We start from the raw sequence: 24,900 nt of genomic DNA, 5'->3' as shown, positions 1-24,900 counted from the left end.
TATCGTTCAGTGGTTCGTCCGGGTGGACGACAAGGCCAGGTTTTCTTCGGATTTACGGGAGTTTTTCAGCTGGGCGATCCACTGCGGATCGAAGCTGCTGAGGTCGTTTTTCATGGGCAGATAGCGTTCGGGGAATTCCCACACCACCACTTGCGGTGCGGCGTTCTTGAAGGCATCGCTTTGCAGGTACTTGAGCATCGGCAGCAATGGGCCGTGGCCGTCTTCGGCGTAGTTGGCGACGTCGCTGCGCAGGGCCTGCTGCAGCGCGCCAAGGAAGTTCCAGTGCGGGTTGGCGCTGTAGCTGGTACCCACCAGTGCGACCGGGATCTCGTTGTTGGCGAACAGTGCATCGTCGCCTTCACCCTCGGCTTGCGCCGGGCGGGTGCTGCGTTGTTGCAGGTTGTCCGGGGCCGGCAGCAGGTTGCTGAACAGCGGGTCCAGTGGCAGGAAGTTGGTCAGGTCGCCTTTGTAGGGCGCCGTGCTGCCGGCTTCGGTGACGAAGGTTTGCGGGTCACCGTTGAGCAGGTTCTGCCGGCTTACAGCCTCGGCCAGCGCCTGGGCGGCGACTTCGGCGCCCATCGGTGTCCAGTGGGTGTCGGTGCGCAGGAATACCTGGCCGCGAGCTTTGGCTTGTTCCATGGCCGCTTGCAGGTCCGGGGCGAACACGTTGGCCTGGCGCACCTGGGCATGGAACTGGTTGTACAGGTCATCGTGCAGGCTGGCCGGCTGTTCCTTGCCCAGGTATTCCGAATACAGGCGAGCCTTGGCCGGGATGATCGCCAGCACCAGCTGGCTACCATGCTGCTGCAAGGTGTCGCGCACGCCACGGATCAGCGCCAGGTTTTCCTGCATCAGCTGTTCGGCGCCAGCCGTGGGCTTGAACTCTTCGTCACTGAACAGCCATTGGTCGCGGCCCAGCACCACGCCGGGGCGGCCCTCGTTGAACAGCTTGAAGTCCATGGCCGCCCAAAGGTTGGTGCCCAGGCGCTTGATCGGGAACTCGGCGTCGTAGTGGGTCTCGGCGGCCTTGGCCAGCTTGCCGTTGAGCAGGGTCATCTGCTCGGTGCGCTGAAAGCTTTGCAGGCCACCGGTGGACCACACGCCCATGCCCACCAGCAAGCCGAGGAACGACAGGGAGTAAGTAATGCGTAATGTGCGGTTCATGTCATCGGCCTCAGAACTGGAAGTACAGGAACGGCGAGTAGCTCTGCGCCGAAAGCTTGAGGATCGAGGCCACGAACAGCAGCAGCACCAGGGCGCGGGTCATCACCCGGGTCCAGTCCAGGCCGATCGAGCCGTCGTTGTTGACCTGCACCGGCGTGGCCTGGGGCGCTGGCTTGGCATTGCGGTAGAAATCACGCAGGCCGAAATACGCCAGGGAGATATAGGCGACTACCAGGGTGGCCACCTGCAGGCCGGTCAGCTGGGCGCTGTTGAGTTCGGACAACTGCCAGTCGCCGAAGCTGAACATGGCGCCATACATACGGCCGGCCACGTGCAGGTTTTCGGCGCGGAAGATCACCCAGCCGACCACCACCAGCAGGAAGGTGAAGGCCCATTTGACCGGGTTGAAGCGCTGCGGGTTGGTGTCGAGGCCAAGCGCACGCTCGATGGCCAGCCACATGCCGTGCCAGGCGCCCCAGATGATGTAGGTGAAGTTGGCACCGTGCCACAGGCCGCCCAGCAGCATGGTCAGGAACAGGTTGCGGTAGGTGTTGAAGGTGCCTTTGCGGTTACCGCCCAGGGTGATGTACAGGTAGTCGCGCAGCCAGGTCGACAGGCTGATGTGCCAGCGCCGCCAGAACTCGGTGATTGACTGGCTGATGTACGGCTGCTTGAAGTTCTCCATGAAGCGGAAGCCCATCATCAGGCCCAGGCCGATGGCCATGTCGCTGTAGCCGCTGAAGTCGAAGTACAGCTGCGCGGTGTAGGCCAGCGCGCCCAGCCAGGCGTCACCCGTGGTCGGGTTTTGCAGGGCGAAGCAGTGGTCGGCGACCACGGCCAGGGTGTCGGCGATGAACACTTTCTTGATGAAGCCCTGCATGAAGCGGGTGCAGCCTTCGGAGAACTTGTCCAGGGTATGGGTGCGGTTGTTGAACTGGTCGACCAGGTCCTTGAAGCGCAGTACGGGGCCGGCGATCAGGTGCGGGAAGATCGCCACGAATGCTGCGAAGTCGATCAGGTTGCGGGTAGCCGGGGTGTCGCCGCGGTACACGTCGATGATGTAGCTGATCGACTCGAAGATGTAGAACGAGATACCGATCGGCAGCAGCACGTGGGTGAGGATGAACGGCTCCAGGCCGAACGAGGTCATGATCGCGTTCAGGCTGTCGACGCCGAAGTTGGCGTACTTGAAGTAGCCAAGAATTGCCAGGTCGACGCCCACGCCGAGCAGCAGCCAGCGCTGGGCGGGTTTGGTGCGTACGCCGGCGGCACCCACTTTCAGGCCGATCCAGTAGTTCCACAGGGTGACCCCGGCGAACAGGGCCAGGAAGTCCACCCGCCACCAGGCATAGAAGATGTAGCTGGCGACCAGCAGCAGCAGATTGCGATAGCGTTGCCCGCTCAAGTAATACAGGCCGAGGAAGATCGGCAAGAACAGGAACAGGAACACGTTGGACGAGAAGACCATCCCGGTTCTCCTAATTTGTTCACAGCATCCAGGGCAAAGCGCCCCCCAAACCCCCCAGTGCAAGACTGGAAGGCAACTTAGATCCCTGTGGGAGCGGGCAAGCCCGCGAACAAGGGCGAAGCCCTTGCCATGCACCGCGGTGGCTTCTTCGCGGGCATGCCCGCTCCCACAGGTTCCGCCCCCGCAATGGGGGTCAATTCATTTCTTGCTCTCTGCACTCGGGTCGTAGACCCGGGTCACATCGCCCCCCAGCCGGAAGCTGTTGAACGGCTGCATGTCGTGCTTGCGCTCAAGCGTGTCGCCAACGCAGTGGTACAGCGCACACCAGGGCTCGAGCCAGGCGTACTTGCCGTCGACCTTGAGGTCGGTCATGTCCTGTTTCTCACCGGCACGCGCCTTGAAGTGGCTGGGATCGCGGGCACCGGCCAGCACGCCTTCACCCAGGCGCTGCAAGGCGAAGTTGTTCTCGGCGCGCAGGTCGACGCCATTGGCCTGGGCGAAGCTGGCAATCATCGCCAGCGGCGGCAGGGCGTAGTTGTGGTAAGCCAGCGCACGCTGCTTGCGCTTGATTTCGTTGGGCAGGAAGCCTTGGTCATCGATCTGGTTGGCGCCGACCTTGTATTCCTTCACGGCCCAGTCGAACAGGTCGTGGCGGTCGGTGGCGACGGCGGTAGCCATGACCGACCAGGCGGCCCAGTAGCTGTGGTTGTTGATCTTCTCCAGCGGCAGGTCGCTCCAGTCGCGCACGGTCTGTTCGGCCAGGCGGGCGAACCATTTTTCGATCAGCTCGGCCTCGGCCCGGTGTGCGGCCAGTGGCTGCGAATTGGAGAACTTCAGGCGCAGCCACGAACCGCTCATGCTGCCCAGCGCCCATTTGCGCATCGACTTGCCGGTGTGGTTGTAGTCGGTGGACAGCAGCGCATCGGCGCGGGCCCAGGTGCCCAGCCACGCCAGGGTGCAGTCGAGCTGCGCCGGGCGGCCGTCGCGCATGTACTGGCCGACCATCTTGCTCACGCCTTTCTCAAGGGTGGTGATGTCTTCGGTCGACTTGCGGAAGGCCTTTTCCGAGGCTGCGTTGAGCGTCGCCCGTGCCTTGTCCGAGCCTTCGTACTTGCTGCGGAACTGCAGTGCGCCGGTGTAGGGCTTGGGCGCCGCTTCACAGCGGAAGTTGCCGTCACCGGTCTTGAGCTTTTCGATCCCCTCGTAGTAACCCTGGGGCGGTACCAGCGCGGCGTGCGCGGCACCGCCGAACAGGGCCAACGCGAGGAGGGCGGGGCGAAAGATGTGCTTCAGATGGGTCATGGGTCGCCTCACTGGCCGGCCTGCGCGGTTTGCGCAGGCACGGCGAAGTTGTTGCGTTTGCAGAGCTTGGCCTCGACCTTCTGGGTGCCGTTTTCCGGCCCCTGTACCTCGAACGCCAGCAGGCTCTGGCTGGCCCAGTCTTCGTCTTCGCGCATCTGGAAGACAAAGCGGCCGTCGGTGTCGGAGGTTTCCGGTTTTTCCAGCTTGATGTCCTCATGGCGCCCGTTGAGGTACCACAGGGTGGCTTGCAACACCTTCACCGACGGGTCTTCGAACTTGACGTCCATCTGCAGGTTGCGGTTGATCAGGTCTTTGATCACGCCGCCCTTGCCGTTGACCATCAGTTCGTTCTTGCCGGGCTTGAGGGTGGTGCTGGCGCTCATCAGGGCCGGGCGGTCGTCGCAGCCGTCATCAAGCAGGCCAAGGATTTGCCGCCAGATGGTTTCCTGGTCCAGGCGGTACAGCGGGGAGAATTCCCACACCAGGATCTTCGGCGGGTTCTTCTGGAATTCCTCGCTGCCCAGGTACTGGATCATCGAGCCTTCCAGACCGCCGCCAGGGAAGGCGACGTTGAGCACGTCGGCGCCGATGTATTGCTCGAGGAAGCCCGAGAAGTTGTAGTTCTTGCCACTGTGGCTGGTGCCGACCAGGGTGATCTGCGCGTTGCCGCTGTCACCGAACAGGTCGTCGCCGCCGCTGGAACCTTTCGGCTCGGTGGCGAACTGGTCCATGTACTGCACCGCGTAGCTGGTGCCGCACAGTTGGCCGGCGACGTTGTGCAGGGTGCCGGTCTTGCCCATGCGCCCGGATTTCTTCGTCTCGAATTCCTTGCGCGGGATGCCTTCGAAGGCCGGCATCTTGTGCACGGTGTCGGCCACGATTTTGGCAGCGCGCTCGGCGCCATATGGCGTCCAGTGCTGGTCGCCACGGAAGTAGAAATCCTTGCCCTGGTCGGCGGCGGCCAGTTGCTCGTTGGTCAGCGGCGACAGGTCGGGCACGTTGTAGCCCATGCTGGCGAAGCGCTTGAGCATGGCCTGGTAGTTGCCCAAGGCCTTCTGGTAGTCGAAGGCGGCTTTCTCGGCCGGGTTGAGCATGTTGCGGTTCACCAGGCCACGGGTCGGCTGGTACACCACCACCAGTTCCACGCCGCGCTTCTTGAAGGCGTCATGCACTTGTTGCAGGCGCTTGTAGCCGGCCGGGGTGGTGTTGAACTCGGTGCGCAGGTCTTCGCGGGTACGGAACAGCCAGTCGCCCTTGGCCTGCACCAGCGTAGTGAAGTTCTGCTGGTAACGGGTGGTGTAGCGGCTGGCGTCGTGCGCTTCGGGGCACAGCTGGCAGCAGGGCTCGGCGCTGAAAGTGGGGGCCTTCACTTCTTCGGCGCGCACGCCTTGGCTGATCGCCAGGAGGGCGGCGGACAGGCCCAGCAGTTTCATCAGGTGTGGAGTCATGGTCTGGGCTTCCTTAATCGATCATTTCGGTCTGGCGTTCGACCGGGTCGATCAGCACAGCCTTTTGCTGGCGCACCAGCAGGTCGAGGATTTCGTCCTGGCGCTCGCCGAGGATGCCGTTGAGGCTGATGCCGCTGGCCTTGCGCGGGGCGAGCATCGACACCTTGTACAGCTCGACCGACAGCGGCGAGTCGATCGACAGTGGGCCGGAGCCATTGGCCGCCAGCTCGCCACCCACCACGATCAGCGACACCTTGGTGTCGAACGGGTCAAGGGCGATGTCGCGGTCGGTGTCGGACAAGTCCTTGATGTGTCCGTACACGCCCACCAGGCCGTTGGCCATGGCGACGTTTTCGTACAGGCGAATGTTCACGCTGTTGCGCACGCGGATGCCGTGGCGGCGATTGTTGATCAGCTTGTTGCCCCAGATCAGGTTGTCGCCGCTTTCGTACAGGGTGATGCCGTCGGTGTGGTTGCGGTAGATCTGGTTGTAGGCGATCAGGTTGTTGACGCTGTTACGGTCGATCACCACGCCCGAGAGCTTGTTGTCGTAGCTCTTGTTGTTGATGATCCAGCTGTCGTTCACCTCACGCGAAACGATGATGCCGTGCTTCTTCTTGGTGCCGTACACGGTGTTGCCGGCGATGATCAGGCGGTGCGAACGGTCGTGCGGGTCGATGCCGTAGACGATGTTGTCGCGGTAGGTGCTGTCCTTGACCACGAAGTCCTGCGTCTCGTAGCAGTAGAAGCCGTACCACATGTCGCTGAACTCCGAGCCGATGATCCAGCCGGTAGGTTCCGGGCGGCCCATGCGCTTGGCCATGTTCGGCGTGTACTGCGAAATGCTCACGCCATACGACTTGGACTTGGCATAGCCGAAGCTGGCCATCTTCGTGTTGACGATGTAGGTCTCGGTACCGCCCCACGACAACAGGAACGGGCGGAATTCCTTGGGTGAGCGGAAGGTCGCCGGGCCGTTGTCCTTTTCCCGCCAGCCGGTCACCTGGGTGTCGGTGACGAACAGCTTGCCGTCATTGACCAGGAACGAACCGCCCTCCTGGGACAGGCGCAGCTGCTTGACCTTACCGTCGATCTCAAGGATGCCCTTTTGCCCGACCACGATCGGCAGACGTGCCAGGTAAACCCCTGGCTCGACCTCGCTGAGGTATTGCTTGGGCACCTTCTTGCTCAGCTCAACCAGGTCGATATGGCCGTCATCGACGAAGATCGCCTGCGGGATGCCGTGCTGGCGCTGCACCCACTCGGCTGCCTTGTTGTCGCCGCCGACGAACTCCTTGAGGGTGTCCTCCTGGAACATGCGGCGCAGGCTGACCTTGCCTTTGTGGCGGCGGTCGATTTTCTTCTGCACCGCTTCGGCGGTGAAGCCGGTCAGGTCGGGCAGCTTTGGCGGGTCCATCTGCAGCGGCTCGATCGGTGCGCTGGCCACGGTATAGGTCTTGGCCTGCTGCAGCTCCTTGGCGATCACCTTAGGTTCTGCGGCAGCGACCAGGCCGCTGGCCAGCAGCAAGGCGCTGGCCAACAGGCTGTGACGTAAGTGCGGGTGAAGGTTCATAACGGTCAGTCCCCTACCGGCCTCAGAAGCGCCAGATCACATCGACGAAGGCGCGGTGCATGTACGAGTCCGCTTCCTTGCCGTAGGCGTCGCCCGGCTTGAACACACCGGCACGCAAGCGCACCAGGGCGGACGGTTCGTCGATGGCCTGGCTCATGGAAGCTGGCAGCAGGCCTTGCTTGAAGTACTTGGTCACGACTACGTCCATCTCTTGGCCAAGGTCTTTTTCGCCATCGACCAGCGGGCGGTTCACGCCGTTGTCGTTGACCACCGCGTTGATGCCGCTGGAGCCGATGTTCTGGTTGCCGTCGACACGCCAGAACTTGTGGTAGATCAGGCTGGCGTCGTAGTCGTCGCGCAGCTGCCACGAGGCGAACAGGGTGGCCGCCTGCAGGTTGCCCAGCTCGCCGCGGAAGGCTTCGCCGAAGCGGTGCACGCGCGAGCGGGTGCCGGTGAAGTTGGAGCGGTTGCTTTCAAGGCCGGTCTGCTCGAAGTTGTTCGAGCCGTCGTCGCCACCGCCGCCGCTGCCACGGGCGTAGGCCGCACCGACCTGCCATTGCGGGTCCAGGCGCAGGCGGATGCCGAGGTCGGTGGCCCAGGCATTCACGTCGCCGCTTTGCTTGCCGGTGGCAACCTGCTCGTTGCCTACGGCCTGGCTGCTGAGGGTGTCGCGGTCACCGGTCAGCCAGGTGACGCTGCCCCAGTAGTTGACGGTGTGGTCGTTGCGCCAGTTGTAGGCGTCACTGTTGGCCTCAAGGCCCAGCCAGGTCAGGTCACCGGTACGGGTCTTGTCCAGCGCATCGACGGTTTCGCCCGGGTTCTTCAGGCTGCCGCTGTCATGGGTGTGGTGGGCGCGTACGCCTACCCAGTGGCCGGGGGTCCACTGCGTGGCTACGTTGCCGTAGATGTGCGTGCGGTCCTTGTCTTCCGGGGCCAGTTCGGTGAGGTCGGTGCGGTACTCGCTGAAGCGCTGGGCCACACCCAGGTCGGCCTTGAGCAGGGTGGTGTCGAAGGTCCAGTTCAGCGCTTCGATGTTGGTGTCGCGCCACATGCCATCGTCGCTGCGCAGGCGTTGGCGACCCAGGCGCAGTTGCTCGCCTGGGTAGGCGGTGAGGCCGCTGTAGCCGACCCAGAACTCGCGCATGGCCAGGTAGTTCTTGTCAGGTTGGCGGCTGTCGTCACCGGTTTCGGTGCTGGTGCCGTCGTCGTTCTGGCGCAGGGTGTCGGTTTCGATGGTATCGGTGGCGGCGACTGCCTGGCCCATTGCATAGGCACTCCAGTTACCGCGCTCGCCGTACACCCAGGGGCGCAGGTCCAGGCCCAGGCCGTTGACGTCGCCGCCAGGGCGGGTGCCCAGGTCACGGTCGTCCTCCGACTGGCCGGTGATTTTCACATCCAGGCCGAAGTTTTTCTCGGCGGTCATTTCCGCCAGGGTCGGGCAGGACCACAGCAGGGCGAAGCTCAGGCCGATGCCAGCTTTCACGAAGGGATTAAGCGTCATAGCGAGTCCTCACCGTCTACTTCTTTTTCGTCGTCTTGCAGGGCTTCGATGGCCAGGGTGCTGTTGGCCCCCTGCGCCATGCTGCCGCGCGCCTGTTTCTCTTGCGCCAGCAGTTGCTGGGCCTGGCTGCGCTGGTCAGGGGTCAGTTGCTGGTCGAGCTGCTGGAGCATTTCTGTCGATTGCGGCGTCGGGTTGGCCTGGGACAATTGCGCGAACACCCAGGCGTTGCCTGGTTGCGGCCGGATGCCATGACCTTCGCTGAACAACTGGGCCAGCGCATAGTCGGCGCTGTTCTGCCCGCCACGCGCGGCGGCCAGCAGGTTGTCGACGGCCTTCTGCGGCTCGACATTGCCCAGGTAGCCGCGGCGGTACAGCTGGCCCAGGTAGTAATGGGCGCTGATTTCACCGGCGTCGGCGGCGGCTTGCAGGTGCTGCTCGGCTTTTTTGGCGTCGGCCGGCAGGGTCTTGCCTTCGTAGTACAGGCGGCCCAGCAACAGTTCGGCGCGTGGCTGTTCGGCCTCGCGGCCCTTGTCGATGTAGGCCAGCAACTGGTCGGTGTCGCCCAGTTCGGGGAAGTCGTACAACAGTTGCGCCAGGCTGACCCAGGATGCCGGGTTGGCCGGGGCTACCTGTTCGAGCAGTTCCTTGGCGGTTTTCTCGTCGGTCTGGCCCAGGCTGCGGTCGGCCAGTACCCGGGCAACGCTGTCGACCCGGGTGGCCGGTACGGCGCCACGGGCGTAGGCGGATTTCAGCTGGCCGAGCAGGGCGGCTTGCTGGTCGGCCTGGCCACGTTTCTGGTAAACGGTGGCCAGTTCGACGTAGCAGATGTCGGTGGTGCTCAGCGCGGCCTTGCAGATCTTTTCCACGTCGCCCAAGTGCTGATCGTAGGTGCCCTGGGTGCGGTACAGCAGCACCTGGGCCAGGCCCGCTTCGGGGTTGCCGGCGGCGCGCCACTGGTCGATCTGCTGCTGTGCATTGACCTTGGGGAAGCTTTGCGGGTAGCTGAGGTAGAGCATGGCCAGCGGAATCAGGGTGTTGCTTTCGCCCTGTTTCGCGGCCTGCTTGAGCAGGGTTTCGGCTTCCTCGCGTTCGGCCTGGGTGCTGTCGGGCTTGGCCACCAGCAGGCGGCCAAGGCGCGCCTGGGCACGGGGCGAGGTGGCGGCCGCGGCGCGGTAGGTGGCCTCGGCTTCCTTGATTTGCGACGGGTCGCGGGTGGCCACCTTGATGTCCGCCAGGCCCACCTGCGCTTCGCTGTAGCCCAGGTCGGCCAGGGCCTTGTAGTTGCGCTCGGCCAATGCTGTGTCGCCGCGCTTCAGGGCTTCGTTGGCCAGGCGCTGGTCGGGCAGGCCGGCACAGCCGGCCAGGGTGATGGCCGCAGCCAGGGCACACAGGCCCAGGTTTGCGCGCTTCTTGTAGGGAATCATGCGGTGATCCTCTTACAGCCCACGGGCCACGGCTTTGTCGATCAGCCAGTTCATTGACGGGCCACGGTCGCTGTTGACCGCTGCCGGGCGGCCGGCGAGTTCGGCGGGCATGCCACTGTCAGGCTTGATCTGCACGCGGATGTCGGAGGACAGGTCTTCGCTGTTGAGGCTGGTGCTGCTGACGATCTGGCCGGTGCGCACTTCGTCTTCGCCGGCGACCTGGAAGTTGACCCGGGTACCTGGCTTGACCTCGTCGAACTGGCGGTAGCTGAAGCGCGCCTCGACCATCGGCGTGGTGGTGCGCGGGATCAGCTGGAAGATCGCCTGACCCTTGGCTGCGTACTGGCCATCGTCCACCAGCTGGCGGGCGACCACGCAATCGCAGGGGCTGGTGAGGGTGCCTGACAGCTGCTTGCCGAACAGTTCCTCGATCTTCGCCGGTTCCAGCTGCGCGTCGTCCAGGTTGCCCTTGAGCATGTCCAGCATGCTGGTGGTGAAGCTGGCCAGTGGTGCGCCCTTGGCGATCTGCCCACCGCTTTCGACCAGGCTGCTCACAGTGCCGTCGCGCGGCATGGTGATAGTGGTGGTCGGTACCGCGACCACACCGGCTTCGGCGTGGCTGACGAAGTACATGCAGTACAGCGACTTGGCGACGAAGCCGAACGCCGCAACGCCAACCACGAACACGCCGAGGGTGACGGTAACCGCCTTGAGTCGGCCGAAGGCGCTCAGGCCCGAACCACCGTCCTTCTGCTTGCGTGCCTTGGTGAAGTTGTCGCGCTGCAAGGTGCTGAGCACATCGCCGATGCTGATCAGCTCACCCGACAGGTGGCTGGTGATGATGTGTCGCAGCGTGGCGATGTCGCGTGGTTCAAGGTTCTGGAACTGCGCACCGGTACGGCCATTGTCCGGGTTGTACGAGCGCACCTGGAACTCGATGTCGATCGATAGGCCCAGGTTGTCGACCACGAACTGCAGGCGCCCGCGCAGCACATCGCCCACCGACAGTGGCTGCTTGGTGTGGAAGCTCAGGCCACCGGCGGAAAGGTCGTCGACCTTCACTTCGTGGGTTTGGCGCTGGGCGTCCAGGAAACGCAGTTTGGCGGGAATGCGTACCCGGGCGTGTTGGCGCTGGGCTTCGGACTCATGCACGACATTGACGTTCACGGCGGTATTCATGGTGGTTTGTTCCTGTTAGATCCGATCCGGGTTTGGCTCACACGACCATGAACAGCACAGCAACGAAGATGCTGGCAGCCGAGAAGGTCATGGTCCGCGAGGACCAGGTGTTGAACCATTGTTGAAAGCTGGCGAGGTCACGCTTGAGGGCAGTGGGCTGACGCGTCCACGACTGCTTGTCGAGGCGGAAGAACACGTAGATCTTCATCAGCGCGCCGATGATCTGGTTGTAATAGAGAATCAGCGGGTAGGCCGGGCCTACGTTGTGGCCGGAGCACAGCAGCATGATGGTGAGGATCAGGCGGGTGATGCCGATCCACAGCAGGTACACCAGCAAGAAGGCCAGGCCGAACTTGAGGCTGGCGATCACCGCCACGGTCAGCCCCAGCAGGCTGGTCCACATCGACACGCGCTGGTCGAACAACACGATGCTGGTGAACAGCCCCAGACGGCCCAGGCCCAGGCCCAGCGCACGGGAGTTCTGCCGCAGGTTGTTGCCGTACCAGCGGTACATCAGCTTGCGGCTGGCCTTGAAGAAGCTCTTTTCTGGCGGGTGCTCGACCGTGTTGATGGCGGCGTCCGGCACGTAGAAGGTGTCGTAACCCAGGCGCATCAAGCTGAACCAGCTGGATTTGTCGTCACCGGTAAGGAACTTGAAGCGGCCCAGGCGCCAGTGCATCAGCGAGTCGCTTTCGACGTCGGCGATGAATTCGGGGTTGGTCACTACGCTTGCGCGGAACATCGACATGCGCCCGGTCATGGTCAGCACGCGCTTGGACAGGGCCATAGAGCACATGTTGATGTGGCGCTGGGCGAAGCGCAGCTTGTGCCACTCGCTCATGATGTAGCCGCCACGTACTTCGCAGAACTCGTTGGTGGTCAGGCCGCCAACGTTGGGGAATAGCTTGAACCACGGCACGGTCTTGCGGACCACGCCATCGGCCAGCACGGTGTCGCCGTCGATCACGGCCACCACGGCGTTCTCGTCCGGCAGCATGCGCGAGATGGCGCGGAAGCCGTAGGCCAGGCCATCGCGCTTGCCGGTACCGGCAATGCGCACGATGTCCAGCTTCACGTGGGCCGGCGGGTTGTACTTGGCCCACAGGCTCTTCACCAGCAGTTCATCCGACATTTCCACCAGCGAGCAGACCACGGTGGTGGGGAAGCCGCAGTTGATCGCCTCGCGGATCACCGAGCTGTACACCTGGGCGGTGGTCAACGCCTCGATACGGAAGCTGGTGACCATCAGGTATACGTGCGACGGGTCGGTGGCATCGCCCATTTTCTGCACCTTGCGGCGCAGGTACGGGTACACGCCGTAGAGGAAGATCATGCCGCGGATGAAATGGGTGGCGCCCATGGAATAGCGCCAGATGCCGACTGCGCCGACCAGGAAGATGAAGTGCTTCGACTGCGAGTCGAAGATATCGGCTGGCAGGGCCAGGGCGATCAGCATGAGCAGGCTCATGTAGAGCAGCCACCCGGCGCACTGCAACAGCACGGTCTGGAGCCTTTGCATGTTCAGCATCCGTCGAGAATTCGGGAAAGGGTGGGCGACGCAGGCTGTGAGGCCTGCACCGCCCGGCCGAGGGCTTACCAGCAGATGCCTTCGGTACGGCTGGTGGTGCAGGTCGGTTTGCTCATGAAGCCGACCAGGTCGATCACCTGCTTGCCGGCTGGCGCTTGCTGGGCCAGCGCGCGGAACTGCTCGTCACGGTTGCCGAGGACGATGATGTCGGCGTTGTCGATCACCTGCTGGAAGTCGGCATTGAGCAGCGACGACACGTGCGGGATCTTCGACTCGATGTAGTCCTTGTTGGCGCCGTGTACACGGGCGTACTGGACGTTCTCGTCGTAGATGTCCAGCTGGTAGCCCTTGCCGATCAGGCGCTCGGCCAGCTCTACCAGGGGGCTTTCGCGCAGGTCGTCGGTACCGGCCTTGAAGCTCAGGCCGAGCAGGGCGACCTTGCGCTTGTCATGGGCTTCAATCAGCTCGAAGGCGTTCTGCACCTGCGATTCGTTGCTGCGCATCAGCGAGTCGAGCAGCGGTGCACGCACGTCGAGGCTGGCGGCACGGTAGGTGAGGGCGCGCACATCCTTTGGCAGGCACGAACCGCCGAAGGCGAAGCCAGGGCGCATGTAGTACTGGGACAGGTTCAGCACCGTGTCCTGGCAGACCACGTCCATCACTTCACGCCCATCAACGCCTACCGCCTTGGCGATGTTGCCGATCTCGTTGGCGAAGGTGACCTTGGTGGCGTGCCACACGTTGCAGGTGTACTTGATCATCTCGGCCACTTCGATCGGCTTGCGGATGACCGGTGCGTCGAGTTCTTCGTACAGGGCTTGCAGGATGTCGCCGCTGGCAGTGTCCAGTTCGCCGATGACGGTCATCGGTGGCTGGTCGTAGTCCTTGATTGCGGTGCTTTCACGCAGGAATTCCGGGTTGACTGCGACACCGAAGTCGACGCCGGCTTTTTTGCCCGAGCAGTCTTCGAGGATCGGGATGACCACGTTCTTGACGGTGCCCGGCAGCACGGTGCTGCGCACCACGATGGTGTGACGGCGAGTGGTGTCACGCAGTACGTAGCCGATTTCACGGCATACCGACTCGATGTACTCCAGGCCCAGGTCGCCGTTCTTCTTGCTGGGCGTGCCCACGCAGATCATCGACACGTCGCTGGCACGGATGGCTTCAGCGAAGTCGGTGGTGCCACGCAGTCGGCCGTTGGCGATGCCCTGTTGCAGCAGTGCTTCCAGGCCAGGTTCGACGATGGGCGACTTGCCCTGGTTGATCAGGTCGATCTTGGTGCTGGACACGTCCACACCGATCACTTCATGGCCACGCGCCGTCAGGCAGCCTGCACAGACTGCACCTACATAACCCAAACCAAAGATGCTGATACGCATCGCTATCACCTCATGTGTTTATCACGCCGACGCCTCCGCAGAGAGCCGGGCTGGATTGATTAACATCAGTTTTCGGGCGCACGGGTCCATGGCGAATGCACACTTCGCCGAGCGCAGGCAAAATAAATCCGGAGCGCAAAAAGTTATGCACTCAAAGTTGGCAGTAAAAAGCCATTAATTAAAAAACGTGCCCTGAAATGCAGCCGTCTTTATTGCAATGCGCTACTTGGCGCGTTGCTGTGCTTGTTTTTTCAAGTGGATAAATCCTTTGAAATCAACCACTAGGACGATGTGTAAGGGACGCTTCTCCTGCATGGGACAAGGTTCTCGGGGGATCCCGTGCTACCTGTCGAAGTTACCAGGGCGGGTAGTAGATACCTGCCGTTGTCATCTGTAAGTCATCTCTCACAGCCCGTAGGCAGGAAAATCGTTACGGCACTATGAGCGATCTCCCGCAGGAGAAGTTCCTGAGCGGGTTTCGCCCGAATGAAAGATTTCTAAATATTTATTCAGTTATGGGCAGTTTCAAATTGATAGCACACGGGTGTTTCACCCCCGTGTATCAAGGGTGAAACTGTTACGAGATATTTTTATGCCAGCATCCGAAAAAATTTTTCAGAATTCGTCAAAAAAGGTATGAACGGTCTTATGGCGTTTGGCGATAAATGTATGCATGGTGGTTTTTTGGCGCCGAAATAGTGACATGGTGGCGATTTGCAGCGAGCCCCATTGCAGGGCGGGGGGGACGTTTCATGGCAGCAGGCTCTTCGCAGTTAAAGAAGCTTCCACAGGTGTGGCGCTGGCCGGTAGCTCATCGCGCATCCTGTGGGAGCGGCTTTAGCCGCGAAGAGGGCGTCACAGGGTCAGTCCGAGGGATGATCCCGCAAAAACACCAGATGGTCCGGCTTGGACTGCTCGGCACTGTAGTAGTACCCCTGCACGTCGAACTGCTTGAGCTGTTCCGGGTCGCTGATGCGCTGCTGGATGACGAAGCGGCTCATCATGCCGCGGGCTTTCTTGGCGTAGAAGCTGATGATCTTGTACTGGCCGTTCTTCAGGTCCTTGAAGTCGACATTGATCACCCGGGCCTTCAGCGCGCTGCGTTTCACTGCACTGAAGTACTCGTTGCTGGCGAGGTTCAGCAGCACGTCATCGCCTTGTTCGGCCAGGGCCTGGTTCAGCCATTCGCTAATGCGTGTACCCCAGAAGGCATACAGGTCCTTGCCGCGGGCGTTGGCCAGCTTGGTGCCCATTTCCAGGCGGTAGGGCTGCATCAGGTCGAGCGGGCGCAGCAGGCCGTACAGGCCCGAAAGCATGCGCAGGTGGTCTTGCGCGTAGCTGAAGTCGTCCTCGCCCAGGCTCTCTGCGTCGAGGCCGGTGTACACGTCACCCTTGAACGCCAGCAGGGCCTGCTTGGCATTGGCCGGGGTAAAGTCCGGAGTCCAGCTGCCGAAGCGGGCGGCGTTCAGGCCTGCGAGCTTGTCGGACAGGTGCATCAGTTCGCTGATCTGCGCCGGCGACAGTTCGCGCAGTTGCTGGATCAGTTCCTGGGAGTCGTCCAGGTACTCGGGCAGGGTGAAACGCTCGGTTACAGGCTTGGTGTCGTAGTCGAGGGTCTTGGCGGGGGAAATCACCGTCAGCATCGGGTCGGCTCCTGGCATCGTTGGCCACAGATTCTACGGGCTGGGCGGTGCAAGTCCAAACTATGGCGACGATAGTCACAGACCATGGCCGGTGCAGGCGCTATAGTTCGCGTTTTGCCGTTACGGAGCCTTCCACCGTGCGCATTGCCTTTGCCTTGCTGGCCGCTCTGCTGAGCCTGGCCGTGCAAGCCGCCCCTTTACCCCAGGTGAGCCTGGACCGCAGCCTGTGGCCCGAGCAACTGAACAGCCCGGCGTTGTTCGATGTAGCCTCGCGGGCAGAGATCCTGTCGTTTGCTCAGGTACTGCACGAAAGCGAGTTGCTAGACGACGCAGCGCTGGCGGCGCGGCTTGGGTTACGGCAGATCAACCTGCAGAAGGTACGCCTTGTGCGTGCGCGCATGTGGCAGCGGCTGTGGCAAGGGTATGAACAGGCGCAGCGCAGCTGCGAGCAGGATGCCTCATTCTGCTACCCGGTGACATCAATGGCGGATCTGCGCACGCAAGCCGCGACGTTCGCTGCCGATGTCGGCACGTTCTATACAAACTGGATCGAGCCGAGCCACCAGTTCCATGTGCGTTACCTGGACGAACAACTGCGCAAGGCTGCCTTGCTGCCGCAGACTACCAGTGAGGTGGAGCGGCTTTCTGCGCGGGAGCGCAATGGTGATGAATTGAACGACCGTATGTTCCTGCTGACCTTCGTCGGCGGCCCCGGGCCAGAGGGTGGCAACACCGATCTGCTTGCCGACTACCTGCGCCGGCAGAAGCTTGAAGGCACATTCTTCGTGTTGGGGAACCGCTTACAGCAACGCCGTGACGCCGGGGCGGCAAATGCCTTGCGCCAGGTCTACCGCGGCCAGTGTGTGGGCATTCAGGGTTGGGAATACCGTTCCCATGCCCAGTGGACGGACTGGCAGGACTCGTTGCGGCGCAGCCAGGCACGGGTGCAGGCCGACCTGCCGGCAGAGTATGTGCCGTTGTTCCGGCCACCCTACGGGCAGCGTCGTGCCGATGGCGAGGCGTTCATGGCCAGCCAGCAGCTGCGGGTATCGTTGTGGGATATCGATGCCCTGGACGATGGCGCACTGAGCGCAGAGGCCTCTGCGCAGCGGGTGCTGACCCTGATGCTGCTGTGGCGCAAGGGCGTGATCCAGCTCCATGACAGCCTGCCCAAGGCGCAGCCAGCGGTGGAGTGGTTGCTGCGCAACACCGCCCAGAGCGGCATTGGCTGGGCGGATTGCCGGGATTATGCTTATCGCGAAGAGGGGGTATGACTTCTGAGCGTAGTCCCCTCTGGCTTCGCCGCCAAGGCTTCTTCATCAATCAGAAAAATAAACTTCAAAACACATAAAAATACTTTTTTCGTTCATCGGTTTTGCGGTATGAAGAAACCAGACAGCCGATTCCTGCAGCACAGGTGGCGTCATCCAGGCCCACCTAGCCAGGTTCGCTTCCCGCCCGTAACAACGCGGTGCAGGGGAGACCGGTAGTCACTCTGCGGCGCAACAGACCGCGCCGTGTGGCTTCGACATAAGGTGACCGAGTATGGATGACCAAGGACGCAACCCTTCCTCCAGCAAGCCAATCCTGTATGTGCTCGATACCAACGTCCTGATTCACGACCCCAACGCGTTACTGAACTTCGAGGAGCACCATGTCGCCATCCCGATGACGGTGCTGGAGGAACTCGACAAGCTCAAGACCGGCAAACAGACCATCGCCGCCGAATGCCGCCAGGCCATCCGCCTGATCGACCAGACCCTGGGCGACGCCTCGCCCAACGATGTCGAGCAGGGCGTGCCGATCCAGCGCAACAAGAGCGGGCCCAAAGGCTTCCTGTCCATCCTGATGACCCCGCGCAACGAGCCGAACAAGCTGCTGCCGGAAAACCTCAACGACAACATCATCATCAACCAGCTGCTTGAAGTACGGGCGCGGCGCACCGACCTGGACGTGGTGCTGGTTACCAAAGACATCAACATGCGCTTGAAAGCGCGCGCCTGTGGCATTGCGGCCGAGGACTACAGCACCGACCAGCTGGTGGATGACGTGTCCTTGCTGTCCAAGGGCTACCACTCGGTCACCGGCTCGTTCTGGGACCGGGTCAGCAAGGTTGATACCCGTCAGGAGCGCGGCCGCACCTGGCATCGGGTGCAGATGATCGACAACCTGCCTGCGGTTCACATCAACGAGTTCATCATCGACGAACAGGGCTTCGTCGGCTGGATCAAGGGTATCCGCAACGATGAACTGCTGCTGCTCGACCTGCACCAGGAGCCGCTGCTGCACCAGGAGGCCTGGGGGCTGAAGCCACGCGATATCCACCAGAGCCTGGCGCTGTTCGCGTTGCTCGATCCGGATATCCATCTGGTCAACCTGACTGGCGCGGCCGGTTCCGGCAAGACCATCCTGGCCCTGGCCGCGGCCATCGAGCAGACCATGGTCAGCAAGCGCTACCGGCGCATCATCGCCACCCGCAGCGTGCAGGGGCTGGACCAGGAAATCGGCTTCCTGCCGGGCACCGAGGCCGAGAAGATGGAGCCTTGGCTGGGCGCCATCACCGACAACCTCGAAGCCTTGCACATGGATGACGAAAGCACCCATGGCAGCGTCGAGTACATCCTTGAGCGCGTGCCGTTGCAGTTCAAGTCGCTGAACTACATCCGAGGCCGTAGCTTCCAGCAAAGCCTGATCCTGATCGACGAGTGCCAGAACCTGACGCCGCACCAGATGAAAACCATCATCACCCGTGCCGGCTCCGGTTCCAAGGTGGTCTGCCTGGGCAACCTGGCGCAGATTGACACCCCCTACCTGTCCGCGACCAGCTCGGGCCTGACCTACCTGACCGAGCGCTTCAAGGACTTCCCCCATGGCGTGCACATCACCCTGCAGGGCGTGCCACGCTCGGTGCTGGCCGAGTACGCCGAGTCGCATCTGTAACCTTCACCGCCGGGCGGTTCGCCGCCCGGCCTTCCCTTGTAGGAGCAGCCTTGTGCTGCGAAGAGGCCATTACAGGCATAGCTATTTTCCAGTCATGCCGGCCCTTTCGCAGCACAAGGCTGCTCCTGCAGGTGATGTGCATGCCTCATACCTCTGCTCAAACCTGACCCACAGGTTTACACTGGCTGTTCCCTTCACAGGAGCAGAGCAGTGCTGACACATCTTGATTCCCAGGGGCGGGCCAACATGGTCGACGTCACTGAAAAGGCCGTGACCGAGCGTGAGGCCATCGCCGAGGCGCGGGTGCGCATGTTGCCGCAGACCCTGCAGATGATCGTCGACGGCGAACATCCCAAGGGCGACGTGTTCGCCGTGGCACGCATTGCCGGGATCCAGGCGGCGAAGAAGACCAGCGACCTGATCCCGCTGTGCCACCCGCTGATGCTGACTAGCGTCAAGGTCGAGCTCAGCGCCGAGGGCGAGGACGCCGTGCGTATTGTCGCCCGTTGCAAGCTGGCTGGGCAGACCGGCGTGGAGATGGAAGCACTGACCGCTGCCAGCGTTGCCGCGCTGACGATCTACGACATGTGCAAGGCTGTGGACAAGGGCATGGTCATCGAACAGGTGCGCCTGCTGGAAAAGCTCGGCGGCAAGAGTGGCCACTACAAGGTGCAGGCATGATGAAGGTCAAGGTGATGTACTTCGCCCGCTACCGCGAACTGCTGGGTGTGGATGGCGAGCGTGTAGAAGGCGCGTTCAGGGTGCTGGACGATGTGCGCCAGGCCCTGGTGGGCAAGGGTGGGCACTATGCGGTGCTGGCTGAGCAGAACCTGATGTGCGCGCGCAACGAAGAGCTGTGCAAGCTTGATGAGCCACTGGAAGAGGGTGATGAAGTGGCGTTCTTCCCGCCGGTGACCGGAGGCTGAACATGGCAGTGCGAGTGCAGCAAGGCGCGTTCGACCCGGGCGCCCAGGTTAATTCCATGCATGCGGCCAATGTTGGCGTGGGCGCGGTGGTTGGTTTTGTCGGCTATGTGCGGGATTTCAACGATGGCCGCGAAGTGGCGGGGATGTTCCTTGAACACTACCCGGGCATGACCGAAAAGGCGCTGGCCAAGATCGTGGTCGAGGCCGAGCAGCGCTGGCCGTTGCTCAAGGTGGAGGTGCTGCACCGCATCGGGGCGCTGGAGCCAGGCGAGCCGATCGTGTTTGTCGGTGTGGCCAGTGCCCATCGGCAGGCGGCGTTCGATGCCTGCAACTTCATCATGGACTACCTGAAGACCCGGGCGCCGTTCTGGAAGAAGGAGAATACCGAGGAAGGGCCGCGGTGGGTTGAAGGCAAGCAGAGTGACCAGGATGCGGCGGGGCGCTGGTAGATTTCTGTCTGATGGCCGGGGCTTTGCCCCGGTTCGCGGGGCAAGCCCGCTCCCACAGGTAATCCGCAGCTACTGAAGCCTTGCAGTACCTGTGGGAGCCGGCTTGCCGGCGATTGGGCTGCAAAGCAGCCCCAGCATCAGTGGTGTTTGCGCGGCACCGGCTTTAGCAGTTCATCGGGCGGCATTTCGCACTTGATCTTGCGCCCCAGCAGTTCTTCGATGGCCGGCAACTGATACGAGTCATCCTCCCCGGCAAAACTGATCGACACGCCACTGGCCCCCGCCCGGCCGGTACGGCCAATGCGGTGCACGTAGTCGTCCGGGTCTTCTGGCAGGGTGAAGTTGATCACGTGGCTGATACCATCGATATGGATGCCACGCCCGGCCACGTCGGTGGCCACCAGCACGGTGATGCGCCCCTCGCGGAAGTTTTCCAGGGTGCGGATGCGCTTGTGCTGCGGCACGTCGCCCGACAGCTGGGCGGCATTGATGCCGTCGCGCACCAGTTTTTCCTCGATGCGCCGCACTTCGTCCTTGCGGTTGGCAAACACCATCACCCGTTCCCAGTTGTTCTGGGTCACCAGGTTGTACAGCAGCTTGTACTTGTCGCTGCCAGCCACCGCATACACGTGCTGCTCGACCGTTTCGCTGGCCACGTTTTCCGGTTCGATCTCGACGATGGCCGGGTTGGTGGTCCATTGCTTCGCCAGGTTCATCACGTCGTCGGTGAAGGTGGCGGAGAACAGCAGGGTCTGGCGCTCGCTTTTCGGCGGCGTCTGGCGAATGATCTGGCGTACCTGGGGGATAAAGCCCATGTCGAGCATGCGGTCGGCTTCGTCCAGCACCATCACCTCGACCATGTCCAGGTGCACCTCGCCGCGCTGGTTGAAGTCCAGCAGGCGGCCTGGGGTAGCTACGAGGATGTCGCAGTGGCGTGCTTCAAGGGCCTTCAGTTGCTTGTCGAAGTCCATGCCGCCGACGAAGCTCATGACGTTCAGCCCGGTGTACTTGGTCAGCGCAGCGGCGTCCTTGGCAATCTGCACCACCAGCTCGCGGGTAGGCGCGATGATCAGCGCACGCGGTTCGCCCATGTAGCGTTCCTTGGGCGGTGGCGTCTGCTGCAGCTGGGAAATGATCGAAATCAAAAACGCCGCAGTCTTGCCGGTACCGGTCTGTGCCCGGCCGATGGCGTCCTGGCCACGCAGGGTATAACCCAGCACCTGCGCCTGGATCGGCGTGCAGTACGGGAAGCCCAGGTCGTGGATGGCGTGCATCAGCTCGTTGGACAGTTTGAAGTCGTGGAAGCGGGTCTTGCCTTCCTGCGGCTCGACCACGAAGTCTTCCGGCTTCCACAGGCTGGCCTGCGGCTTGGGCTTGCGCTCGCGACGCGGTTTGTCCTTGCCCGCTTTGTCGGCAGGTGGCGTAGCGGTAGCGGTTGCGGTTTGTTCAGCCTCGGGGGCGGTGTTGGCATGCGGTACGGCCGGTTTTGCTGCGGGCCGGGCCTCTCTGGCGGGTGCGGGCGCAGGCGGCGTCACGCTGGCAGCAGGAGCGACGGCCTGTGGCGCGGCGTCTCCCTTGCCGAATATTTTCTTGAGTGCTTTGAGCACGATCGTCTCATCAACTGATTAAGGAATGTACGCCGGGCAGTGTAATGCAAGATCCGGGCGCGGCGTAGCGGAATACTCCCACAACTACAAGAGAGCCAGCCTATTGCAGTTGCTCGCTGAGCCAGTTGTGGATGTCGTTCAGTTCTTCGACTACCACTTCGTGTTCCATCGGGTATTCGTACCAGCGGGCGGCGACGCCCCAGGTGTTCAGGTACTCGAAGGCGGTGCGGCCCATGGACGGGATCACCACCGGGTCATGCACACCATGCAGGCACAGGGCCGGGGTGCGCTGCTGACAGGCACTCAACTGGTGCGCGTCATTGAAGGTGGGGGCATAGGTGGACAGGGCAATTACCCCGCCCAGTGCTTCTTGCCACTTTATATAGGCAGTGTGCAGCACCACCGCGCCACCCTGGGAGAAGCCGGCCAGGAAGATCCGCGACAGGTTGATGCCTTTGGCCTGCTCAGCCTTGATCAGGGCAACCACTTGCTCGGCCGACGCTTCCAGCTGCGCTTCGTCAATGGCGCGGGCCGGGGTCATGGCCTTGATGTCATACCAGCTGGGCATGGCATACCCGCCATTTATGGTAACTGGACGGGTCGGGGCCTGGGGCATGATGAAGCGGGTGCCGAGCAGACGCTCCTGCATGAATTCGGCCACAGGTAGGAAGTCGTAACGGTCGGCCCCCAGACCGTGCAACCAGATCACACAGGCGTCAGCGGTTTTCTGTGGTTCGAGAATCAGCGGGTTGGTCATGACTGCTCCGAAAGTGTGCGGGTCTTGTTATGGCGTGCGTGAAAAGAAGGCGCTGGAAATGATTGTCGGAAAAAGAATGTCGCAACGATACAACTTTCCCTACTTGACGAGCGCTTAAACGCTACAGCCACAGAATCTGGTACGCGCTTTGCAATTCAATCTGTGATGCAAAGGGCAGGCCGAGACGGTAACACCCTTTGTACGCGAAGGCTGTCACAGAACAGTCCATTGCGCCAATTGACCCAATAACAAGCCAATACGGGTCGGATACGCCTCAAAAGGGTGCGGTGCAATTCCGGCTCGATACAACAAGAGCGATTTGGAGGTTGTGAATGAAGATGTTGAAAACCACCCTGGCAGTCCTGACCGCTGCCGCCGCACTGGGCGCCGTGAGCACTGCCCAGGCCGGCGCCACCCTCGATGCGGTAAAGAAGAAGGGCTTCGTCCAGTGTGGCGTGAGCGACGGTCTTCCGGGCTTCTCGGTACCTGATGCGCAGGGCAAGATCGTCGGTATCGACGCCGATGTCTGTCGCGCCGTGGCCGCCGCCGTGTTCGGCGACGCGACCAAGGTCAAGTTCAGCCAGCTCAACGCCAAGGAACGCTTCACCGCCCTGCAGTCGGGCGAGGTCGACGTGCTATCGCGCAACACCACCTGGACCAGTTCGCGCGATGCCGGCATGGGCCTGGTGTTTGCCGGTGTCACCTACTACGACGGCGTTGGCTTCCTGGTCAACAAGAAGCTGGGTGTATCCAGTGCCAAGGAGCTTGATGGCGCAACCATCTGTATCCAGGCCGGTACCACCACCGAGCTGAACGTGTCGGACTTCTTCCGCGCCAATAACCTCAAGTACACCCCGATCACCTTCGACACCTCGGACGAAAGCGCCAAGTCGCTGGAGTCGGGCCGTTGCGACGTGCTGACCTCGGACAAGTCCCAGCTGTTCGCCCAGCGTTCCAAGCTGGCAGCGCCGACCGACTACGTGGTGCTGCCGGAAACCATCTCCAAGGAGCCGCTGGGCCCGGTGGTGCGTAAAGGCGACGAGGAGTGGTTCAGCATCGTCAAGTGGACCCTGTTCGCCATGCTCAACGCCGAAGAGGCGGGCGTCACCTCGAAGAATGTCGAGGCCGAAGCCAAAGGCACCAAAAACCCTGACGTCGCCCGCCTGCTGGGTGCGGATGGTGAGTACGGCAAGGACCTCAAGCTGCCCAAAGACTGGGTAGTTCAGATCGTCAAGCAAGTCGGCAACTACGGCGAAGTGTTCGAGAAGAACCTGGGCCAGAGCACCGACCTGAAGATCGACCGTGGCATGAACGCCCTGTGGAACAACGGCGGCATCCAGTACGCGCCACCTGTGCGCTGATGGTTGCATCCTGCGGCGGCATCCCGCCGCCGCAGGCTGTTCGAATCCCTACTGTCCGGGGCACTTCATGCAAAATCAAATCGGCGCACCCAAGGGCTTGTCCCTTAACGATCCGCGTGTGCGCGCGTGGCTGTTCCAGATCCTCACGATCGTCTTCGTGGTCGGCCTGGGCTGGTACCTGTTCCACAACACACAAACCAACCTGCAACACCGGGGTATCACCTCGGGCTTCGATTTCCTCGACCGCAGTGCAGGCTTCGGCATCGCCCAGCACCTGATCCCCTATGTGGAATCCGACAGCTATGCGCGGGTGTTCGTCATCGGCCTGCTCAATACCCTGCTGGTGACCTTCATCGGCGTCATCCTGGCGACCATTCTGGGCTTCATCATCGGTGTGGCTCGCCTGTCACCCAACTGGATGATCAACAAACTGGCGACCGTGTATGTGGAAACCTTCCGCAACATCCCGCCGTTGCTGCAGATCCTGTTCTGGTACTTCGCCGTGTTCCTGACGCTGCCGGGACCGCGGGGCAGCATCAACATCGACGATATGTTCTTCATCAGCAACCGTGGCCTGAACATGCCTGGCGCATCCATGGCTGATGGCTTCTGGCCATTCATCATTGCCCTGGTGGTGGCAATTGCCGCCATTGTCGTGATGGTGCGCCTGGCCAACAAGCGCTTCGACGAGACTGGCGTGCCGTTCCACAAGTTCTGGGTGGGGCTGGCGCTGCTGCTGGTCATCCCGGGCCTGAGCGTGCTGTTGTTCGGCAGCCCGGTCAGCTGGGAAGTGCCGCAGCTCAAGGGCTTCAACTTCGTCGGTGGCTGGGTGCTGATCCCCGAGCTGCTGGCGCTGACCTTGGCGCTGACTATCTATACGGCAGCCTTCATTGCTGAAATCGTGCGTTCCGGCATCCGTTCGGTCAGCCATGGTCAGACCGAAGCCGCGCGCTCGCTGGGCCTGCGCGAGGGGCCGACCCTGCGCAAGGTGATCATTCCCCAGGCACTGCGGGTGATCATTCCGCCGCTGACCAGCCAGTACCTGAACCTGGCGAAGAACTCCTCGCTGGCGGCCGGTATCGGTTACCCGGAGATGGTCTCGCTGTTCGCCGGCACCGTGCTCAATCAGACCGGCCAGGCCATTGAGGTGATTGCGATCACCATGAGTGTCTATCTCGCCATCAGCATCAGCATTTCGCTGCTGATGAACTGGTACAACAAGCGCATAGCGCTGATCGAGCGGTGAGG

At 62.2% G+C, this 24,900-nt stretch carries 20 protein-coding genes; 7 read left to right on the top strand and 13 right to left on the bottom strand.

What is annotated here, in order from left to right; translation table 11 throughout:
- Positions 1–6 precede the first annotated feature (6 nt).
- The 11 genes from SB765_RS09980 to yaaA all read right to left on the bottom strand — a co-directional run bounded on the left by SB765_RS09980 (position 7) and on the right by yaaA (position 15,612).
- A complete protein-coding gene (locus tag SB765_RS09980; RefSeq protein WP_049274672.1) occupies positions 7–1,164 on the bottom strand; it encodes an alginate O-acetyltransferase in 1,158 nt (385 codons plus the stop codon).
- A gap of 10 nt (positions 1,165–1,174) precedes the next feature.
- Positions 1,175–2,632 (bottom strand): MBOAT family O-acyltransferase, encoded by a 1,458-nt coding sequence (locus SB765_RS09975; protein ID WP_016498002.1) that lies wholly within the window; start codon positions 2,630–2,632, stop codon positions 1,175–1,177.
- Positions 2,633–2,830: 198 nt separating this feature from the next.
- Positions 2,831–3,934: a mannuronate-specific alginate lyase gene (locus SB765_RS09970; protein ID WP_284399173.1), complete on the bottom strand. Its 1,104-nt coding sequence runs from the start codon at positions 3,932–3,934 to the stop codon at positions 2,831–2,833.
- A gap of 8 nt (positions 3,935–3,942) precedes the next feature.
- Entirely contained in the window at positions 3,943–5,382 is a 1,440-nt protein-coding gene (locus SB765_RS09965; RefSeq protein ID WP_341796735.1) for an alginate O-acetyltransferase, read from the bottom strand.
- A 13-nt stretch (positions 5,383–5,395) separates the two neighbouring features.
- Positions 5,396–6,955 (bottom strand): mannuronan 5-epimerase AlgG, encoded by a 1,560-nt coding sequence (gene algG / locus SB765_RS09960; protein WP_016498005.1) that lies wholly within the window; start codon positions 6,953–6,955, stop codon positions 5,396–5,398.
- 22 nt (positions 6,956–6,977) lie between these two features.
- Positions 6,978–8,456 carry an alginate export family protein gene (locus tag SB765_RS09955; protein WP_410931248.1) on the bottom strand — a complete coding sequence of 493 codons (1,479 nt, stop codon included), beginning with the start codon at positions 8,454–8,456 and terminating at the stop codon, positions 6,978–6,980.
- Positions 8,453–9,880 carry an alginate biosynthesis TPR repeat lipoprotein AlgK gene (gene algK, locus SB765_RS09950; RefSeq protein WP_410931247.1) on the bottom strand — a complete coding sequence of 476 codons (1,428 nt, stop codon included), beginning with the start codon at positions 9,878–9,880 and terminating at the stop codon, positions 8,453–8,455. The genes SB765_RS09955 and algK overlap by 4 nt, the downstream gene beginning before the upstream one ends.
- A 12-nt stretch (positions 9,881–9,892) precedes the next feature.
- The gene (locus SB765_RS09945; RefSeq protein WP_410931246.1) at positions 9,893–11,059 is read right to left on the bottom strand and encodes a PilZ domain-containing protein; all 1,167 of its coding nucleotides are present in this window, start codon (positions 11,057–11,059) and stop codon (positions 9,893–9,895) included.
- Positions 11,060–11,096: 37 nt separating this feature from the next.
- Positions 11,097–12,578 (bottom strand): glycosyltransferase family 2 protein, encoded by a 1,482-nt coding sequence (locus tag SB765_RS09940; RefSeq protein WP_016498009.1) that lies wholly within the window; start codon positions 12,576–12,578, stop codon positions 11,097–11,099.
- Between the two features lie 74 nt (positions 12,579–12,652).
- Complete coding sequence (locus tag SB765_RS09935; protein WP_016498010.1) at positions 12,653–13,969, bottom strand: nucleotide sugar dehydrogenase; 1,317 nt, start codon at positions 13,967–13,969, stop codon at positions 12,653–12,655.
- 863 nt (positions 13,970–14,832) lie between these two features.
- On the bottom strand, positions 14,833–15,612 hold the full coding sequence (yaaA, locus tag SB765_RS09930) for a peroxide stress protein YaaA (RefSeq protein WP_341796731.1): 780 nt from the start codon (positions 15,610–15,612) through the stop codon (positions 14,833–14,835).
- Between the two features lie 137 nt (positions 15,613–15,749).
- On the opposite strand from yaaA, the gene SB765_RS09925 reads away from it, so the two are divergent.
- From SB765_RS09925 to moaE, 5 genes are all read left to right on the top strand, one after another.
- Complete coding sequence (locus SB765_RS09925) at positions 15,750–16,886, top strand: polysaccharide deacetylase family protein (protein ID WP_341796730.1); 1,137 nt, start codon at positions 15,750–15,752, stop codon at positions 16,884–16,886.
- 271 nt (positions 16,887–17,157) lie between these two features.
- Positions 17,158–18,552 (top strand): PhoH family protein, encoded by a 1,395-nt coding sequence (locus tag SB765_RS09920; protein ID WP_016498013.1) that lies wholly within the window; start codon positions 17,158–17,160, stop codon positions 18,550–18,552.
- 210 nt (positions 18,553–18,762) lie between these two features.
- A complete protein-coding gene (gene moaC / locus SB765_RS09915; RefSeq protein ID WP_016498014.1) occupies positions 18,763–19,233 on the top strand; it encodes a cyclic pyranopterin monophosphate synthase MoaC in 471 nt (156 codons plus the stop codon).
- Complete coding sequence (locus SB765_RS09910; protein ID WP_410931289.1) at positions 19,233–19,478, top strand: MoaD/ThiS family protein; 246 nt, start codon at positions 19,233–19,235, stop codon at positions 19,476–19,478. Before moaC ends, SB765_RS09910 begins: the two co-directional genes overlap by 1 nt.
- Positions 19,479–19,480: 2 nt before the next feature.
- Positions 19,481–19,927, top strand: a complete 447-nt coding sequence (gene moaE, locus SB765_RS09905) for a molybdopterin synthase catalytic subunit MoaE (protein ID WP_410931245.1) — start codon at positions 19,481–19,483, stop codon at positions 19,925–19,927.
- A 137-nt stretch (positions 19,928–20,064) separates the two neighbouring features.
- On the opposite strand, the gene rhlB is transcribed toward moaE, so the two are convergent.
- Together rhlB and SB765_RS09895 are read right to left on the bottom strand one after the other, a co-directional pair.
- On the bottom strand, positions 20,065–21,534 hold the full coding sequence (rhlB, locus tag SB765_RS09900; protein ID WP_341796728.1) for an ATP-dependent RNA helicase RhlB: 1,470 nt from the start codon (positions 21,532–21,534) through the stop codon (positions 20,065–20,067).
- A 100-nt stretch (positions 21,535–21,634) separates the two neighbouring features.
- Entirely contained in the window at positions 21,635–22,291 is a 657-nt protein-coding gene (locus tag SB765_RS09895) for an alpha/beta hydrolase (RefSeq protein WP_341796727.1), read from the bottom strand.
- Between the two features lie 332 nt (positions 22,292–22,623).
- Here SB765_RS09895 and SB765_RS09890 point away from each other — a divergent pair, with 332 nt between their 5' ends.
- Positions 22,624–23,652 carry an amino acid ABC transporter substrate-binding protein gene (locus SB765_RS09890; protein ID WP_043197986.1) on the top strand — a complete coding sequence of 343 codons (1,029 nt, stop codon included), beginning with the start codon at positions 22,624–22,626 and terminating at the stop codon, positions 23,650–23,652.
- Between the two features lie 67 nt (positions 23,653–23,719).
- Entirely contained in the window at positions 23,720–24,898 is a 1,179-nt protein-coding gene (locus SB765_RS09885) for an amino acid ABC transporter permease (protein WP_341796726.1), read from the top strand.
- Positions 24,899–24,900: the final 2 nt, after the last annotated feature.

It is taken from the genome of Pseudomonas sp. SIMBA_067 (genome assembly GCF_046534675.1).
GTDB classification, from domain to species: Bacteria; Pseudomonadota; Gammaproteobacteria; order Pseudomonadales; family Pseudomonadaceae; genus Aquipseudomonas; species Aquipseudomonas putida.
Note: the sequence above shows the minus strand (reverse complement) of the source record. Positions and strands in the feature narration are given on the sequence as shown.